This window comes from Flavobacterium panacagri (assembly GCF_030378165.1).
Taxonomy (GTDB): Bacteria; Bacteroidota; Bacteroidia; order Flavobacteriales; family Flavobacteriaceae; genus Flavobacterium; species Flavobacterium panacagri.
In genome coordinates, this window is sequence record NZ_CP119766.1 from 1341958 (window position 1) to 1358588 (window position 16631).

A 16631-nucleotide genomic window follows, 5' to 3' on the forward strand; every position below is an offset into this window, starting at 1 on the left:
ACCATGAACTAAACTTTGATTTAAATGTTTGTTAATTAATAAACATTTCAATATCTCGTTTTAACAAGATGCCGTAACTTTACTTTTTTGAACATTACCTTATTTAATAGGTAGTATAAAACCATTAAAAGTTACAAGTATGGCTTCACAATTATTTTCTCCTTTAACTATAAAAAACATTACCCTAAAAAATAGAATTGCTATTTCGCCAATGTGTCAATATTCTGCCGAAGACGGCTTTGCAAACAATTGGCATTTGGTGCATTTAGGAAGTCGTGCCAGTGGCGGTGCAGGTTTAATTATTCAGGAAGCAACAGCAGTTTCTCCTGAAGCCAGAATTTCGCCTTCGGATCTTGGAATCTGGAAAGATGAACATATCGAAAAACTAAAAGAAATCAATCAGTTTATTGTCTCTCAAAATTCGATTCCCGGAATTCAATTGGCTCATGCCGGACGAAAAGCCAGTGTTTCGGCTCCTTGGCTGGGCAATAAAAAGTTGGATTTCGCTCAAGGCGGATGGCAGACGGTTGCGCCAAGTGCGATTCCTTATCACGACAACGAACCTTTTCTTCCAGAAGCTTTAGACAAAAACGGAATCCAAAAAGTGATTTCCGATTTTAAAACCGCAACTAAGAGGGTAGTCGAAGCAGGTTATCAGGTTTTAGAAATTCATGCAGCTCATGGCTATTTATTACACCAGTTTTTATCGCCTTTAACGAATGTAAGAACAGACGAATATGGCGGAAGTTTTGAAAACCGAATTCGTTTTACACTGGAAATTGTAGAAGCAGTTCAAACCGAATGGCCTTCTAATTTACCTTTGATTGTGAGAATCTCAGCAACAGATTGGGCAGAAGGTGGATGGAATCCAGAAGAATCTGTTCAACTTTCTAAAATATTAAAAGAAAAAGGAGTAGATTTAATCGATGTTTCGTCAGGCGGATTGGTTTCACATCAAAAAATTACTCTTGGGCCAGGATACCAAGTTCCTTTTGCTGAAAAAGTAAAGAAAGAAGCGAATATTGCAACAGGAGCAGTTGGTTTAATTACTGAAGCCAAACAAGCCGAAGCAATTTTAAACAATGGTCAAGCCGATTTAATTTTGTTCGCCAGAGAATCATTAAGAAATCCGAATTTACCTTTGGATTTTGCCAAAGAACTAAACAGCGATATTCAATGGCCAAAACAATACGAAAGAGCTAAACTTTAATATTTTTTCCGCCACGAATTCACGAATTAAAGGTTTTATTAAAAAAAAATAAATTCGTGAATTCGTGGCTAAAAAACCATAACAACATGCAGAAAATAAAAACAGCATTATTATCATACGGAATGTCGGGGAAGGTTTTTCACGCTCCGTTTTTAGATATTCACAAAGGATTTGAATTATTAGGTTCTTGGGAAAGAAGTAAAAAACTAATTCAGGAAGATTATCCATACGTGAAAAGTTATGCCACTCTGTACGAACTTTTGGCAGATGATGTAGATTTGGTAATTGTAAATACGCCAGTTGGAACGCATTTTGAATATGCAAAAAAAGTACTTTTAGCAGGAAAACATGCGGTTGTTGAAAAAGCGTTCACTACAACTGCTGCGGAAGCAAAAGAACTGGCAAAAATTGCAAAAGACAAAGGAGTGAAATTAGCCGTTTTTCAAAACAGAAGATGGGATAGTGATTTCAAAACCGTTAAAAAAATTATCGATGACGGCGTTTTGGGAGATTTGGTAGAAGCCGAATTTCATTTTGACAGATACAATCCGTTGCTGAGTCCAAAAGCGCATAAAGAAACGGCAAATGATGGCGCAGGAGTTCTGAAAGATTTAGGCCCGCATATTATCGATCAGGCAGTGAGTTTATTTGGCTGTCCAAAATCAGTATTTGGAGATATTCGCGTAACAAGAGAAAATTCTGTTGTAGACGATTGGATCGATTTGACATTATTTTATTCTAATTTCAGAGTCAGAATAAAAGCAGGTTTTTTTGTTAGAGAAGCCAATCCAGCGTATACGCTTCACGGAAAAAAAGGTTCGTTTTTAAAACCTCGCGGAGACGTTCAGGAAGACGATTTAAAAGTAGGAAAAAAACCAAACTTAGATTCCTGGGGAACAGAAGATGAAAATTTACAAGGACTTTTGCATACTGAAATAGATGGTAAAATTGTGAGAGAAAAAGTACCAACGCTTCAAGGAAATTATTTCAGTTTTTTTGATGGTGTTTACGATTCTATTGCAAACCATAAACCAGAGCCTGTTACCGCAGATGAAGGTGTAAAAGTAATGCAGATTATAGAAGCTGCAATTGCGAGTAATGCCCAACAAAAGGTAATCAGTATATCATAAGGATTGTAATTATTTGATAACGTTATCATTCCGTAGGAATGTTTCATCGGTAGAAAATGATGTCAAAAATCAAATGTTCCTACGGAACAATTGATTGAATAAAAAAGAAGCTGCATCAATTTTGATGCAGCTTCTTTTTTGGTTTCAAATTAAAAAATGAAACAAATTATAATTCGACTAAACCCGAAAAATTGTAATTTTAATAAGAAGATTTCAATTAATAACCTTCGAATTTATAAACAATAACGTTGTAAATTGTGCATAACCCTAGGCTCTGTGCACTTTGCCAAGCGTTTTTAGTATTTTTGACAATATTCAATAAAAATTCAATATGCTGATAAACTTTAATCCATTAGCGCTTTTTCAAACCAAGGGGAAAATCAAGAAAGTATTTAGAGAAGCAAAAGCCTCTTATTTAAACCGAGTTCGATTTGCCGTTGGAATGTTTTATTTCGGAATGGGATTAAGTTTTGCAACTTGGGCAAGCCGAATTCCAGACATTAAAACAGCCTTGCATTTAACAGAAGGCGATTTAGGTTCTATACTTTTTGCGCTTCCGGTTGGACAATTGGCCATTATGCCGTTTTCAGGAAAAATGGTAACAAAATTTGGAAGTCATCGCATTTTGATTTTCTCTCTTATCATGTATGTTTTCTGTCTTATTAATTTAGGATTGGCAACAACGGCATTGCAATTGTCCCTTGGATTATTTCTGTTCGGTTTGTTTGGAAATCTTGCCAATATTGCCGTAAATACACAAGGCGTTTATACCGAAGTTTTATTCAAAAAAACAATCATGTCCTCATTTCACGGAATGTGGAGTTTTGCAGGATTCACAGGAGCATTGGTTGGATTGGGGATGTTGACTTTAAAATTAAATCCGTTGCATCATTTTATAATTGTTGGAATCATTGTTTTATTGATGGTGGCATTTAATTTTAAATTTTTGGTTAGAGCCAAAGAGAAGTCAAAAGCTAAAGAAGAGAAAAAAAAGCTATTTGTAAAACCAGATTCGGCTTTGCTTTGGCTTGGTGTTATCGGATTTTGCAGTATGGCAAGCGAAGGCGTTATGTTTGACTGGAGCGGTGTTTACTTTAAAGACATTGTAAAAGCGCCAGGGCCTTTAGTGGTTTTAGGTTATACTTCTTTTATGATTATGATGGCCAGCGGCAGATTCCTTGGCGATGGTCTAATCAATAAATTCGGTCGCGAGCGTGTTATGCAGATTAGCGGCGTTATGATTTCGGCTGGACTTTTTACGGCTGTTTTTCTTCCTTATATCGTTCCTTGCACCATTGCCTTTATGTTTGTTGGTTTGGGTGTTGCAACTATTGTTCCTACAGTTTATAGTATTGCAGGCAAAAACCCCACGGTTCCTGCTGGCGAGGCTTTAACGATTGTTTCGAGTGTGAGTTTCCTTGGGTTTTTAATGGGGCCGCCAGTAATTGGACATATTGCGCAAAGTTTCGGATTGCAGTTTTCTTTTGCCTTTATTGGAATTTTTGGAGTGCTGATTGCTTTTATGGTTTCTAAAATTAGAACAACAGCTTAATTTTACAATAAAGCTTTTTATTAAAAATTATAAAATCCTAAATAAATTTGTAAGAATTTATTTAGGGTTAAATATTTTGTTTATATTTGAATGATAAGCGTCTTGCTTAACATTGAAATTTTTCCAAAAACCAATTTTTATCTTTTGAATATAGGATTAGAATCCTAAAGTAATTTTCAAAGTAAATTGGATTTTTAATGGGAAAAAAATACGCAGTCTTCCTCATTTTATTGGTTTTTAATCTTGTTGATGCGCAGCAGGAAATAACAGTTACAGGAATTGTAATCGATGCCCGAACACAAAATCCGTTGGAAAATGTTGTGGTCACGATACAGAATACAGCTGTAATGCAGCTTACTTCGAAAACAGGGAAATTTGAACTTCATATATTTCCAACCAAAGAACAATTGCTTTTGTTGAGAAGTCAAGGTTACAAAGATTCCCTTATAAAACTACAGTATAATTTAGGACAAAATATCAATCTTGGAATCTTACAATTAGAAGACACTTACACAGATGAAGTTCCTGCCGCCTTAATCACATTGTCTGACAATGATTTGTCTGAAGATAATGGTTCTTCTGAAATGACATCAGGTCTTTTGCAGTCTTCGAGAGATGCTTTTATGCAGGCATCGGCTTTTAATTGGGGACAAGCCAGATTTAGAGTTCGTGGTTTAGACAGCGAAAATGCCACAACAATGCTCAATGGCATGACGATGAATAAAATCTACGATGGCAGACTACAATGGAGTAATTGGGGAGGATTAAATAATGTACTTCGAAATCAAGAATTTTCAGTTGGAACTACCGCGTCCAGTTATACTTTTGGCGGTATTTTAGGAACACAACAAATCACTACTAGAGCTTCATCATATAGAAAAGGAAGCTCAATCACGTTTTCTGGAAGTAATGCATCTTATAATTGGCGTGCAATTGCATCGTATGCTTCGGGAATGAATTCTTATGGTTGGGCTTATGCCGTTTCTGCGGGAAAACGATGGGCCGAGGAAGGTTATTTTGAGGGAACCAATTTCGATGCAGATTCCTTTTTTATTAGTGTTGAAAAGAAATTGAATACTAAACAGGCTCTAAATTTTACCGGATTTTATACTCCAAATTCACGTGGGAAAAACTCTCCCAATACTAATGAAGTAACTGATTTAATGGGCGAAAAATACAATTCGTATTGGGGATTTCAGAATGGAGAAAAACGAAATGCAAGAGTGAAAAATGTTGAAGAACCTGTATTGATGCTGAATCATTATTTTAAAATTAATGAAAAGACTAATCTGAGTTCGGGTATTATGTATCAATTCGGAAAAGTTGGAAACAGCACTATTGATTATCAAAATGCCGATAGTCCTGATCCTGTTTACTATAGAAAAATGCCAAGTTACTTTAGTTCGCTTTACGCGAAAGATCATGGCGAGTTTTCGGGAGAATTTACACCAGATTATGAAAATGCAGCCAAAAGTAAAATCGCTTTTTTAGAAAATTCCCAGATAGATTGGAATGCAATGTATTTTGCCAATCAAAAGTCGACGCCAAACGGTTATGAACCTTCAAAAAGCCATTATGTTTTGTATGAAGATAGAACTGATGACAAGACTTTTGCTTTAAATTCAAATCTAAATTCGCAGCTTACTTCCAATATTTCTTTTGATGGCGGATTTACTTTCAGAAAATTAAAATCTCATAATTTCCAGTATTTATTAGATCTTTTAGGCGGAGCATATTTTGATGATATCGATCCGTTTTACAAAGGAAGTCTTTCGCAGTCTGATCTACAACATCCAGACAGACAGGTTGTAAAAGGAGATGTTTATGGTTATAATTACAATTTTTTAGCGAATACTTTAGATGCTTTTACACAGTTTAAATTTGTTTATAATAAGACAGAATTTTATCTGGCACAATCTTATTCCATGACAGATTATCAGAGAGAAGGATTGTATCAAAACGGACTTTATCCCACAACTTCTTTAGGAAAAAGTGAGAAAGTAAATTTTGAAAACTTTGGTTTTAAAGGTGGATTCACTTATAAAATTTCCGGAAAGCAATTGTTGTTTTTTAATGCCGCACATTTAACAAGAGCACCTTCTCTTCGAAATACTTTTTCCAATTCAAGATTAAACAATTCTATAGTGAACGGAATTGAAAGTGAAAACATTTCCAGTGCCGATGCTAATTATGTGTATCGTTCTTCCAAGCTAAAATTACGTTTAACGGCTTATTATACATTAATTAAAAACACTTCAAAAATTTCCTTTTTCTATGCCGAAGGAATTTTTGATGATGGAGCGGGTTACGATGCTACGGATGCTTTCGTCAGTCAGACTTTAACTCATTTGGATAAGAAAAATATAGGAGCAGAATTGAGTTTGGAGTATCAGCTTTCTTCAACAATAAAAACCACTTTATCGACTGCTTTTGGAAATTATGTATACAGCAGTAATCCAAATGTAACGATCACTAATGATGCTAATGCAGCAATAGATGGCAAACAGAAAACTTTTGATTTTGGACAAGCTTACCTTAAAAATTACAAACAACCAGGAACTCCGCAGCAAGCTTATTCGTTTGGATTAGAATACCGCGATCCGAAATTTTGGTGGATTGGGGCTAATATTAATTATTTGGCAGAAAACTATATTGATGTTTCGCCCATTTCGAGAACATCTCAATTTTACATTAATCCAGCAAATGGTTTTCCTTTTCCCGAAGCAACTTCTGAAAGAGGAAATGAGTTGTTGAAACAAGAAAAATTTGATCCTGTAACATTGCTTAATATCAGCGGAGGTAAATCTTGGCGCATTCGTAAAAAATACATAGGACTTTTTGCCAGCGTTAATAATGTTATGAATTCCATATATAAAACTGGCGGATTTGAGCAGGCTAGAAATGCCAATTTTAGAGCTTTAAATCAAGATGTTTCAAGCGGAACACCATCTTTTGGCCCAAAATATTATTATGGTTATGGCAGAACTTATTTTTTAAATCTCACAATTGGTTTGTAAATCAAAATTTAATGAACATGAAACATAGGTTTTTAATATTCTTTGGAATTGTATTAGCAGTAATAAGCAGTTGCAGCAATGAAACTCAAACTCCAGAATTGGTTTGCACACAGCCAGATTTAACAGTAAACAAAACGGTAGAAAAAGTATATGAACTTTCGGCCAATACTGCTAAACAATATTTGTACGATGATATAATTGAGGCTTATGTGGTTTCGAGTGATGAAGAAGGCAATTTTTTCAAAACAATTTATCTGCAGACAAAAGCAACAGACAAACTTCCGACAATAGGATTTAGTGTTCCAATTGATGCATCCAATACTTACATTGATTATAGGCTTGGGAATAAAGTTTACGTGAAACTTAAAAATCAATTCACAGATCTATATTTTGGAGGATTAAGAATTGGAAGTTTATATGTGAGTAACGCTGGCGAACCTACAATTGGAAGAATTTCACAAAATGAATATAAAAATGTATTAAATGCTTCATGTGAAATAATAGATGAAAATCTATTGGTTGAATCACTTTCTATTGAAGAAGCACTCAATGATAATAAACTGAATACTTTAATTGAATTGAATGATGTTGAGTTTACTGAAGCGGCTTTAGGGCGTCATTATTTTGAAGAATCTAATAATGTCGGCGGTTCTACAAATTGGAATTTGAGAGACAAAACGGGAAATCAAATTATTTTGAGAACCTCCAGTTATGCAAAATTTGCAACTCATTTTGTGCCCGAAGGAAGTGGAAAAGTAAGAGGTATTCTAACAAAATATGGCTCTGATTATCAATTGATGATTCGTTCTGAAAATGATATTGTGATGAACGGAAAACGTAACACACCTTTTTTTGCAGAAGATTTTCAGTCAGTTAAGAACAATGTCAATTTTGCACTACCAGGCTGGAGCAATATAGTTGAGAAAGCCACTAAATTATGGAAAAGCATGGTGTATTCCGGAAATGGTTATGCCGAATTTAATACCACAAGCACAACGGCAGCCGAAAATGTTGCTTGGCTGATTACTCCAAAAATAAACTTGGCAGGTTATAAAAATGCCGTTTTATCCTTTAGAAGCGCACAACATGATTTAAAAGTAGATTCCCCTTTAAATACATTGGAAGTGTATGTCTCCACCAATTTTGATGGTGCGAGTGTTACCAAAGCCAAATGGACAAAATTGGAAGCTAAAGTTCCTTCACTTTCAAATCCTTCGCGTGAATTTATGAGTTCAGGAGGAATTGATCTTTCAGCTTATACTGGAAATGTCTATATTGGTTTTAAATACATTGGTTCAGGAAAAGATAAAAGGTTAAACGGTGCTTTTATGGTCGATGACGTTAAGATATTTGGAGAAAAATAAGCGGTGATTTTAGATTTGATAAATAAAGGGTTGGTTTTTAGGTTTTTATTGAAAAGTTTGTAGTTTTTGTATTTCAAATTCTTGAAATCTAATTGAATTTTGTATTTTGGTCATCCCAAATCAATACAAAAACAAATATGAGAACCTACTTTGCTGCCATCTTATTGATGGTGTTTCCATTCTTGATGCATAGTCAAGATGATGTTAAACTAAAGCAGATTAACATTGTAAAAACAAATTACCAAAACTCTAAAGACGGTGAAATTGTAAATAAAACAATGGTCTTTAAAGACGGGAAACTTCAGACAATCACAACTTCAGATGTCGTACAGCATTTCTATTACAATAAAAACGGATTATTAGATATGACCGTTAAAGATAAAATAGGAAGCGATTGGAAAGAAGTAATTAATTACACTTACAACGCTGATAATAATATTACCAAATTTGTAAAAAAATATCAGGAAGGGCCAAATTATATCACCAAAACAGTTTCATTTGTTTATGAAGGTGCAAGGGTAAAAGTAACGACTAAGAGCAGTACTAATCATCAAAATTTATTGGATGATATTGAATATCTTGTTGAAAACGGAATCATTGTAAGACGTACTTCTCGTGATAGAAATAAAGCCATAATTGGAAAATTAGAGTATGTTTATGTGAATGATAACGTGTCTAAACACAAAGGTTTAGTTGGAGATAAAATCTCTAAAACCTATACTTATGATGATAAAAAATCGGTAGATCAATTGATTGTTCAGAATCTTTTTGGAGATAATTATAAAGTGATTGTGCCAATGATTTCCTACCATGAGGAGGAATTTCCTTTTGAAGCGATTTCATATAATAATGAAATGAATTTCAGTCCATCATCTACAGCATTAGTTGCGGTAAGCAGAAAATACAAATACAACAAATTAAACTTTCCAATTTCTTGTTCTCAAATAGAAGAAAATGGAATTGTAAAAACCGAAAAAACGTTTATTTACGAGTAAACGTTTCATACTGAGAGACCAATTCAGATAAATGGAATTTTGTTGAGGTAAAACTTAACGAGGTTCCATTTTTTATTGTCTGCAAGCAGTATATAAATTTAAAAACGAAATTGTATAATTGATTGTAGCTTACAAATCATTAAATTTGCAGCTTATTCAAGACTATGTTAGAAAAAGAAGTTATAAATTTTGAGAGAACCGTAATTGTAGGTATCGTTACTCAAAATCAAAGTGAAGAGAAACTAAATGAATATTTAGACGAATTAGAGTTTCTGACTTTTACCGCAGGCGGTGAAGTCATTAAACGCTTTTCGCAAAAAATGGAGCGCCCAAATCCCAAAACTTTTGTGGGTACGGGAAAAATTGATGACATTAATCTTTTTGTAAAAGAGAACAAAATATCGACTGTAATTTTTGATGATGAGCTTACGCCTTCTCAGCAAAAAAATATTTCTAGAATTATTGATTGTAAAATTCTGGATAGAACCAATTTGATTCTGGATATTTTTGCGCAGAGAGCCGAAACTTCGTATGCAAGAACTCAGGTAGAATTGGCGCAGTGCCAATATTTACTGCCAAGACTTTCTGGTTTATGGACACACCTTGAGCGTCAAAAAGGAGGTATCGGGATGCGTGGGCCTGGAGAAACAGAGATTGAAACAGATAGACGTATTGTACGTGACCGAATTTCGTTATTGAAAGATAAAATCAAAACGATTGACAAACAAATGAGTATTCAGCGAAGCAATCGTGGTGCAATGGTTCGTGTGGCTTTGGTTGGATATACCAATGTTGGAAAATCGACTTTGATGAATGCGATTGGAAAAAGCGATGTTTTTGTTGAGAACAAATTGTTTGCAACCTTAGATACAACAGTTCGAAAAGTGGTAATTAAAAACCTGCCGTTTTTACTTTCTGATACCGTTGGTTTTATTCGAAAACTGCCAACACAATTGGTAGATTCTTTTAAAAGTACATTGGATGAGGTTCGTGAAGCCGATTTACTTTTACATGTCGTAGATATTTCGCACCCTGATTTTGAAGATCATATTGAATCGGTAAACAAGACTTTGCAGGAAATTAAAAGCAATGATAAACCAACCATTATGGTTTTTAATAAAATTGATGCTTATAAACACCTGACCATTGATGAAGATGATTTGATTACCGAAAAAACCAGAAAACACTGGACGCTTGACGAGTGGAAACAAACTTGGATGAGTAACGTTGGAGAAGATAATGCGTTATTTATTTCGGCTAGAAATAAAGAAAATTTTGAAGAATTCAGAGAAGTAGTGTACGAAGCGGTTCGACAAATTCATATTACTCGTTTTCCTTACAATAAATTTTTGTATCCGGATTATAAAGATGCAATAGAAAAAGAAGAAGAATAAAAATAGAAAACGGCTTTTGAAAATTTTCAAAAGCCGTTTTTTTATGTTTAAAAGAAGCCTATTGTTTGAATTTAGCCCCGATGGAGGCGGTATCCTTGCTGGCCCGACGTCGGGCAAGTAAGATAAAGCCGAGAGCGGGAACTATGTTTATTAAAAAACCTATTGTTTGGCTTCTAATTATTAAAATCCAAAATTAACGCCTAAACCAAATACTTGTCTGGTTTGGAGTCCTCTAAAAGCATTGTCATCATATATCGCTTGAAAAGCAAAATTGGCAGATAAAAATTTGTTGATTTTCATAATGATGTTCAAAGAATAATTGATATCTACATTTTGAGGATCTTCTAGATAATTAGAATATAAATTAAGTGTGTTTTCTGCCGTTACATTCGTCATAATGGCTAATTTGTAATAAACTGATGCGTAAAAACCCAGTTCATAACGCATGGTTTTTCCTTCATCAACACCAAAATAATCACCATCAACATATGGCAAGCCTGTAAACCTATCGATTCCGCTAGTATAAGCATTGTCTACAAACGTGAATTTTGAGGTCAGAGGAGCAAAATTTATTTTCAGATTTTCATCTTTAGACCAGTAAATACCGGGACCAACGGTTAGATATCCAGGAGACATGAATTTAGTTTGTTCCGTTCTAATTTCTTTTCCGTTGGCATCCTGTCCGTAAATATATCCCGTTGTAAATTGCGTTCTAAAATTTAAGAAGAAAGAGTAATACCATTCGCCAAAAGCTCTTTTTCCTACGATTGAGTTAAACTCTAAACGGTCGTCTGTTTTTTTGCTGAAATCAGTATTTTTGGTTTGCAATAAACCGTACGAAGCCAAGACTTTGTTGTCCCAAGTTACATCGTCTTTTTTATAATTGAAATCATAATTGATTCCTAAAGTTCCAGAGAAACTATCTTCACCACCCGCGATCCAGTTGTTGAAGCTTGATTGATTTAATAAAAGGGATACTGTACCTTTTGCTTTCCAGCCTTCTTTTTCAATTGTATCATTGAGTTTTTTTACGGCTTTTTCGGTATTTTGGGCTAATTCTTTTTCAGTATTTTGAGCTTGAACAAAAGTAAGGTTTGCTAAAACGAAGAGTAATAAAAAAATCTTTCTCATGGTATTTAGTTTAAGTGTGTTATCAAATATACTAAAAACCAATCGAAAGATAAAGGTTGACCGGCGGTTATTGCAGGTTATTTCTTAGATTGTTTGTATAAAGGTACTGCAGAACATGCTTCGCCGTACATGATGCTTCTTGCAAAAGATTGAAGATTATTAGTCGCTAAAATATAAGCACGCATTGGAACTGGTTTTCTAGAACAGCCTTTTACGATTACAGGTTTGTCTGCATAAGCAGAGTAATCTATTTTACTTAGGATTTCTTCGTAAAGGCTTGCGTCAAGATCTTCGATAGTTCCGTTTACAACTTTTTTAGCAAAAGGTGCTAAATGAACTCCAACTAAAATTAAAGCCCAAGCTGGAATAATCGCATCTGTACTGCAATGTACAGCAACATATTGATCTTGGTATTGAGACCAATCGTGGTTTTTAAGATGCTCTCTAAAGTCTTTTTCTTTCAATAGAAATCCTTCCAAAAGCCATTGTGAAATGTCAATTTGAGTACGGATTCCTTTTGGATAATAATCCTCAAGATCAAAAACTTCTAAAGCACTATTGGCAACTTTATTGATGATTTCTTCCATGATTTTTATAGTAAGCAGTGGTCAGTTTTTAGTGTTCAGTAATTTCTGAACACTAAAAACTAAATACTGAACACTTTATATTAAAGCATTCCTAATTCTAATTTTGCTTCTTCGCTCATTAAATCTTTGCTCCAAGGCGGATCGAAAGTAATTTCAACGTCAACATCTTTGATGTTTTCGATTGTTTTTACTTTCTCTTCTACTTCTCTTGGTAAGCTTTCTGCAACTGGGCAGTTTGGCGAAGTTAAAGTCATAAGAATTTTTACTTCGTAATCTGTATTTACCATTACGTCGTAAATTAATCCTAATTCATAAATATCTACAGGAATCTCAGGATCGTAAATACCTTTTAAAATTCTTACGATTGATTCTCCTAATTCGTTTGTGTCTATTTCTTGTTCCATTTTTATTTTTTGTTTTTACCATTAAGATATTAAGAAAATGAAGTTTTGCAGTACGCTTAATTCTCTTCTAGCTACCAAGAAAATTAAGCTTATCACTTTATGAACCTTAATGTCTTAATGGTTTAAAATTTTTTAATTTTTGTTTTTTGCATCAAATGCCAAAGCGTACATTTTGATGTTTTTTATCATCGATACCAAACCGTTGGCACGCGTTGCTGATAAATGTTCTTTTAATCCAATTTCGTCTATAAAATCAGTATCCGCTTCTAAGATATCTTTTGCTTTTTGATTCGAGAACGCACGAATTAAAATCGCAATTATTCCTTTTGTCAAAATAGCATCACTGTCGGCTGTAAAAACGATTTTGTCATCATTTTGTTCGCCTTGCAGCCAAACTTTTGACTGACAACCTTTGATTAAATTGTCGTCTGTTTTATATTCTTCTTTAATTAACGGAAGACTTTTTCCTAGTTCAATAATGTATTCATAACGCTGCATCCAGTCGTCGAACATCGAAAATTCGTCTATTATTTCGTCTTGTATTTCTTTTATCGTCATAATTATTCTTTAGCAAAATCAACTAATAAATTTACTAGTTTTTCGATTTCTTTTGGAGGAAAACCATTGTCGAAACCTGGAGTTTCATAGGTTTTTCCGTCTTTAGTTATTTTTAAATTTCCTATTGCGGCACCATCATAAGTTCGTTTATCTGTGGGTGCTTTTAATGCTGAAAGATTGTCTAAATTCACTTTAGAATATGCAGCAACAATCTCATTCCATTTTGCATCATCAATATTGATTTTTTCAGGCTCAGCATTACGTTGCTTAGTAACCAAAACAGTTTTGTTTTGCGCAACTATAGTTTTGTAATAACCTCTTGAGTGTGCTGAATATTCGATTTGAGTTGAAGCCATATCTGTTTTTTTCTGACTGCAGCATCCAGTTGCAATACAAAGAGTTAAAAGCAATAAAGACAATATTCTCATAAGATATTTTTTAGCTTAGCATTGTTTGCGCTTTCTTAACTGCATCCACCATGGCATCAATTTCTTCTTTTGTATTGTAAAAAGAAAAAGAAGCACGGATCGTTCCCGGAATGCAGAAGAAATTCATAATCGGTTGTGCACAATGATGTCCAGTTCTAACTGCAATTCCTAATTTGTCGATAATAGAACCAATATCATAAGGATGTATTCCATCAATATTAAACGAAACTACAGACGCTTTATTTTTTCCAGTTCCGTAGATTTTTAAACCTTCAATTTCAGATAGACGTTTTGTAGCGTGTTCTAAAAGTTCGTGTTCGTATGCTTGAATATTGTCAAAACCAATACTGTTTAAATAATCAATCGCAGTTCCTAAAACAATTCCGCCCGCAATGTTTGGCGTTCCAGCTTCAAATTTATGTGGAAGATCTGCATAAGTTGTTTTTTCGAAAGTAACTTCTTTGATCATTTCGCCTCCGCCTTGATAAGGAGGGAGTTTGTTCAGCCATTCTTCTTTTCCGTAAAGAATTCCAGTTCCTGTTGGCCCACACATTTTATGTCCTGAAAAAGCATAAAAATCGCAGTCTAATTCTTGAACGTCTGGTTTTAAATGCGGAACCGCCTGAGCACCATCAATTAAAACTGCAGCGCCAACAGCATGGGCTTTATCAATAATATATTTTATCGGATTAATGATTCCGAGTGCATTTGAAATATGATTTACCGTAACGACTTTTGTTTTTTCCGAAAGGAAAGCATCAAATTCTTCTAAAATCAATTCTCCATTATCATTGATTGGAATTACTTTTAAAGTTGCTCCAGTTTTTTCGCATAACATTTGCCAAGGCACAATATTAGAATGGTGTTCCAATGAAGAAACAATCACTTCGTCGCCTGGTTTTAAAATTGAAGCAAAACCGTTTGAAACTAAGTTAATTCCGTGTGTTGTCCCTGAAGTAAAAAGTACTTCATGAGAAAATCGGGCATTAATATGCTCTTGTACTTTTCCGCGTGAAATTTCATAAGCATCAGTTGCTAACTGGCTTAAGGTGTGAACACCACGATGGATGTTGGCATTAATTTCCTGATAATATTTTACTTCCGCATCGATCACAACTTGCGGTTTTTGCGAAGTAGCTCCGTTATCGAAATATACTAATGGCCTTCCGTTTACAGTTTGTGAAAGTATCGGGAAATCAGCTCTTATTTTTTGAATATCTAGCATGTCTTATTTAGAAAAAATCTATCTACAAAAGTACTAAAACTAAATTTGTTTATACAGGAATTCTATAATTTCCTTTTATGATACCATTGTCACAATGCTTAAATGCTGATTTGGTAAAAATCGATTCTATTTTCTGAATTATCTCAAAAAGATTTGTGATTTGAGTTCTAATATCATGAACATAAATTATTTATATTGCAATAAAAATACTAACATATCATGAAAAAATTTCTCAAAGTACTTTTGCTTGTAGTGGTTCTTGCTCTTTTGTATTTCGGATTTACGACTTATCCAAAGCTTGATTTAATTTCTGGTTTTTCGGCCAAAAGTGTTGCGTCTGGTCATTTTATTGATAATCGTCCGTTGGATTTAATTCAGAAAACCGACAATGATATCGATATGATTGATTTGGCTAAAAACTCCATTGATGATGCTGGAAAATTTGCTGTTTCTTCTGTTTACGGATTAAAAGAAAGGAAAGCGATTTACAGAGAGGGTTTAGGTGCTTTATTGATTAATGATGATTATAATGTTTCGAAACCGTATTTGCTTCCAAAGAGAACAAAATTGGTTAATAATCTCCCTTTTCCATATGGAAATAACGAACCGAAAGATACCGCTTTCGCGAATGTGGATTACGCAAAATTGAAAAAAGCGATTGATGATTCTTTTGATAAAGATGGCGGAAAAGCAAAACGCACACGCGCCGTTGTGGTTTTATATAAAGACAAATTAATTGGCGAAAAATACGATACAGGTTTTAATAAAGACAGTAAAATTTTAGGCTGGTCGATGACAAAAAGCATTACAAGTTCGGCTTTTGGAGTTTTGGCAAAACAAGGAAAAATTGATATTTATAAACCTACTCCAGTTGTAGAATGGAAAAATGATGAGCGTAAAAATATTACGCTTAATGATTTACTTCATATGAATTCAGGTTTAGAATGGGAAGAAAATTACAGCACGATCTGTGATGCTACAAAAATGCTGTTCCAGGCAGAAGATATGGGAAAAGTGCAATTGGATAAACCAGCACAATTCAAACCTAATACACATTGGAATTATTCTTCAGGAACAACTAATTTATTGTCTTTAATTTTAAGAAGACAATTCAAGACACAGCAAGAGTATCTTGATTTTTGGTACAGCGCTGTAATCGATAAAATTGGAATGAATTCGATGATTGTCGAACAAGATATGTCTGGAACTTTTGTAGGTTCATCTTACGGATGGGCAACGCCACGTGACTGGTCTAAATTTGGATTATTATACCTTCATAAAGGAAATTGGAACGGCGAACAAATTCTAGACGAAAGCTGGGTAAAATACACTGCAACTCCAACCAATACTTCTGAAGGAAAATATGGTGCTCAATTTTGGTTAAATGCCGGAGGAAAATTCCCAGATGTTCCACGTGATATGTTTTATTGTAGTGGATATCAAGGTCAAATGGTAGCGATTATTCCGTCTTTGGATATGGTTATTGTGAGAATGGGAGTGAGGGAAGGTGATAAAAATTTTGATTTTAATGGATTTTTGAAGGAGATAATTTCTTCTGTGAAAAAATAAAATTTAACCGCAAAGACGCCAAGTAAAAAGCGCAAAGTTCGCAAAGCTTAATAAAAAACTTTGCGAA

General features: G+C 34.2%; 14 protein-coding genes. 8 read left to right on the forward strand and 6 right to left on the reverse strand.

The annotated features are described in order from the left end of the window. Window positions 1–139: 139 nt before the first annotated feature. The 7 genes from namA (at window position 140) to hflX (ending at window position 10662) form a co-directional block, all read left to right on the forward strand. On the forward strand, window positions 140–1210 hold the full coding sequence (gene namA, locus P2W65_RS06155) for an NADPH dehydrogenase NamA (protein ID WP_289664279.1): 1071 nt from the start codon (window positions 140–142) through the stop codon (window positions 1208–1210). Between the two features lie 86 nt (window positions 1211–1296). After that, window positions 1297–2340: a Gfo/Idh/MocA family oxidoreductase gene (locus tag P2W65_RS06160; RefSeq protein WP_289664280.1), complete on the forward strand. Its 1044-nt coding sequence runs from the start codon at window positions 1297–1299 to the stop codon at window positions 2338–2340. A 331-nt stretch (window positions 2341–2671) separates the two neighbouring features. After that, a complete protein-coding gene (locus P2W65_RS06165) occupies window positions 2672–3892 on the forward strand; it encodes an MFS transporter (protein WP_289664282.1) in 1221 nt (406 codons plus the stop codon). Window positions 3893–4089: 197 nt separating this feature from the next. Next, window positions 4090–6909: a carboxypeptidase-like regulatory domain-containing protein gene (locus P2W65_RS06170; protein WP_289664284.1), complete on the forward strand. Its 2820-nt coding sequence runs from the start codon at window positions 4090–4092 to the stop codon at window positions 6907–6909. Window positions 6910–6926: 17 nt separating this feature from the next. Further along, complete coding sequence (locus tag P2W65_RS06175) at window positions 6927–8273, forward strand: DUF5689 domain-containing protein (protein WP_289664285.1); 1347 nt, start codon at window positions 6927–6929, stop codon at window positions 8271–8273. Between the two features lie 137 nt (window positions 8274–8410). Next, on the forward strand, window positions 8411–9268 hold the full coding sequence (locus P2W65_RS06180) for a hypothetical protein (protein WP_289664286.1): 858 nt from the start codon (window positions 8411–8413) through the stop codon (window positions 9266–9268). 164 nt (window positions 9269–9432) lie between these two features. Further along, entirely contained in the window at window positions 9433–10662 is a 1230-nt protein-coding gene (gene hflX / locus P2W65_RS06185; protein WP_179000738.1) for a GTPase HflX, read from the forward strand. Window positions 10663–10842: 180 nt separating this feature from the next. Here hflX and P2W65_RS06190 read toward each other — a convergent pair whose 3' ends face one another. The 6 genes from P2W65_RS06190 to P2W65_RS06215 form a co-directional block, all read right to left on the reverse strand. Beyond that, the gene (locus P2W65_RS06190) at window positions 10843–11793 is read right to left on the reverse strand and encodes a DUF3078 domain-containing protein (RefSeq protein ID WP_289664288.1); all 951 of its coding nucleotides are present in this window, start codon (window positions 11791–11793) and stop codon (window positions 10843–10845) included. Window positions 11794–11870: 77 nt separating this feature from the next. Further along, complete coding sequence (locus tag P2W65_RS06195) at window positions 11871–12380, reverse strand: DUF2480 family protein (RefSeq protein WP_289664290.1); 510 nt, start codon at window positions 12378–12380, stop codon at window positions 11871–11873. A gap of 80 nt (window positions 12381–12460) precedes the next feature. Next, window positions 12461–12784 (reverse strand): iron-sulfur cluster assembly protein, encoded by a 324-nt coding sequence (locus P2W65_RS06200; RefSeq protein WP_289664291.1) that lies wholly within the window; start codon window positions 12782–12784, stop codon window positions 12461–12463. Window positions 12785–12916: 132 nt separating this feature from the next. Next, a complete protein-coding gene (locus tag P2W65_RS06205; protein ID WP_012023259.1) occupies window positions 12917–13342 on the reverse strand; it encodes a SufE family protein in 426 nt (141 codons plus the stop codon). A gap of 2 nt (window positions 13343–13344) precedes the next feature. Then, complete coding sequence (locus P2W65_RS06210; protein WP_289664292.1) at window positions 13345–13770, reverse strand: hypothetical protein; 426 nt, start codon at window positions 13768–13770, stop codon at window positions 13345–13347. 10 nt (window positions 13771–13780) lie between these two features. Then, complete coding sequence (locus P2W65_RS06215; protein ID WP_289664293.1) at window positions 13781–14995, reverse strand: aminotransferase class V-fold PLP-dependent enzyme; 1215 nt, start codon at window positions 14993–14995, stop codon at window positions 13781–13783. Window positions 14996–15214: 219 nt separating this feature from the next. On the opposite strand from P2W65_RS06215, the gene P2W65_RS06220 reads away from it, so the two are divergent. Further along, complete coding sequence (locus tag P2W65_RS06220) at window positions 15215–16564, forward strand: serine hydrolase domain-containing protein (RefSeq protein ID WP_289664295.1); 1350 nt, start codon at window positions 15215–15217, stop codon at window positions 16562–16564. Window positions 16565–16631: the final 67 nt, after the last annotated feature.

Coding starts and splice junctions, on each gene's coding strand:
- P2W65_RS06215 (WP_289664293.1), bottom strand. CDS start 14,995: ATGCTAGATATTCAAAAAATAAGAGCTGATTTCCCGATACTTTCACAA.
- P2W65_RS06195 (WP_289664290.1), bottom strand. CDS start 12,380: ATGGAAGAAATCATCAATAAAGTTGCCAATAGTGCTTTAGAAGTTTTT.
- P2W65_RS06220 (WP_289664295.1), top strand. CDS start 15,215: ATGAAAAAATTTCTCAAAGTACTTTTGCTTGTAGTGGTTCTTGCTCTT.
- P2W65_RS06180 (WP_289664286.1), top strand. CDS start 8,411: ATGAGAACCTACTTTGCTGCCATCTTATTGATGGTGTTTCCATTCTTG.
- namA (WP_289664279.1), top strand. CDS start 140: ATGGCTTCACAATTATTTTCTCCTTTAACTATAAAAAACATTACCCTA.
- P2W65_RS06200 (WP_289664291.1), bottom strand. CDS start 12,784: ATGGAACAAGAAATAGACACAAACGAATTAGGAGAATCAATCGTAAGA.
- P2W65_RS06175 (WP_289664285.1), top strand. CDS start 6,927: ATGAAACATAGGTTTTTAATATTCTTTGGAATTGTATTAGCAGTAATA.
- P2W65_RS06205 (WP_012023259.1), bottom strand. CDS start 13,342: ATGACGATAAAAGAAATACAAGACGAAATAATAGACGAATTTTCGATG.
- hflX (WP_179000738.1), top strand. CDS start 9,433: ATGTTAGAAAAAGAAGTTATAAATTTTGAGAGAACCGTAATTGTAGGT.
- P2W65_RS06210 (WP_289664292.1), bottom strand. CDS start 13,770: ATGAGAATATTGTCTTTATTGCTTTTAACTCTTTGTATTGCAACTGGA.
- P2W65_RS06165 (WP_289664282.1), top strand. CDS start 2,672: ATGCTGATAAACTTTAATCCATTAGCGCTTTTTCAAACCAAGGGGAAA.
- P2W65_RS06190 (WP_289664288.1), bottom strand. CDS start 11,793: ATGAGAAAGATTTTTTTATTACTCTTCGTTTTAGCAAACCTTACTTTT.
- P2W65_RS06160 (WP_289664280.1), top strand. CDS start 1,297: ATGCAGAAAATAAAAACAGCATTATTATCATACGGAATGTCGGGGAAG.
- P2W65_RS06170 (WP_289664284.1), top strand. CDS start 4,090: ATGGGAAAAAAATACGCAGTCTTCCTCATTTTATTGGTTTTTAATCTT.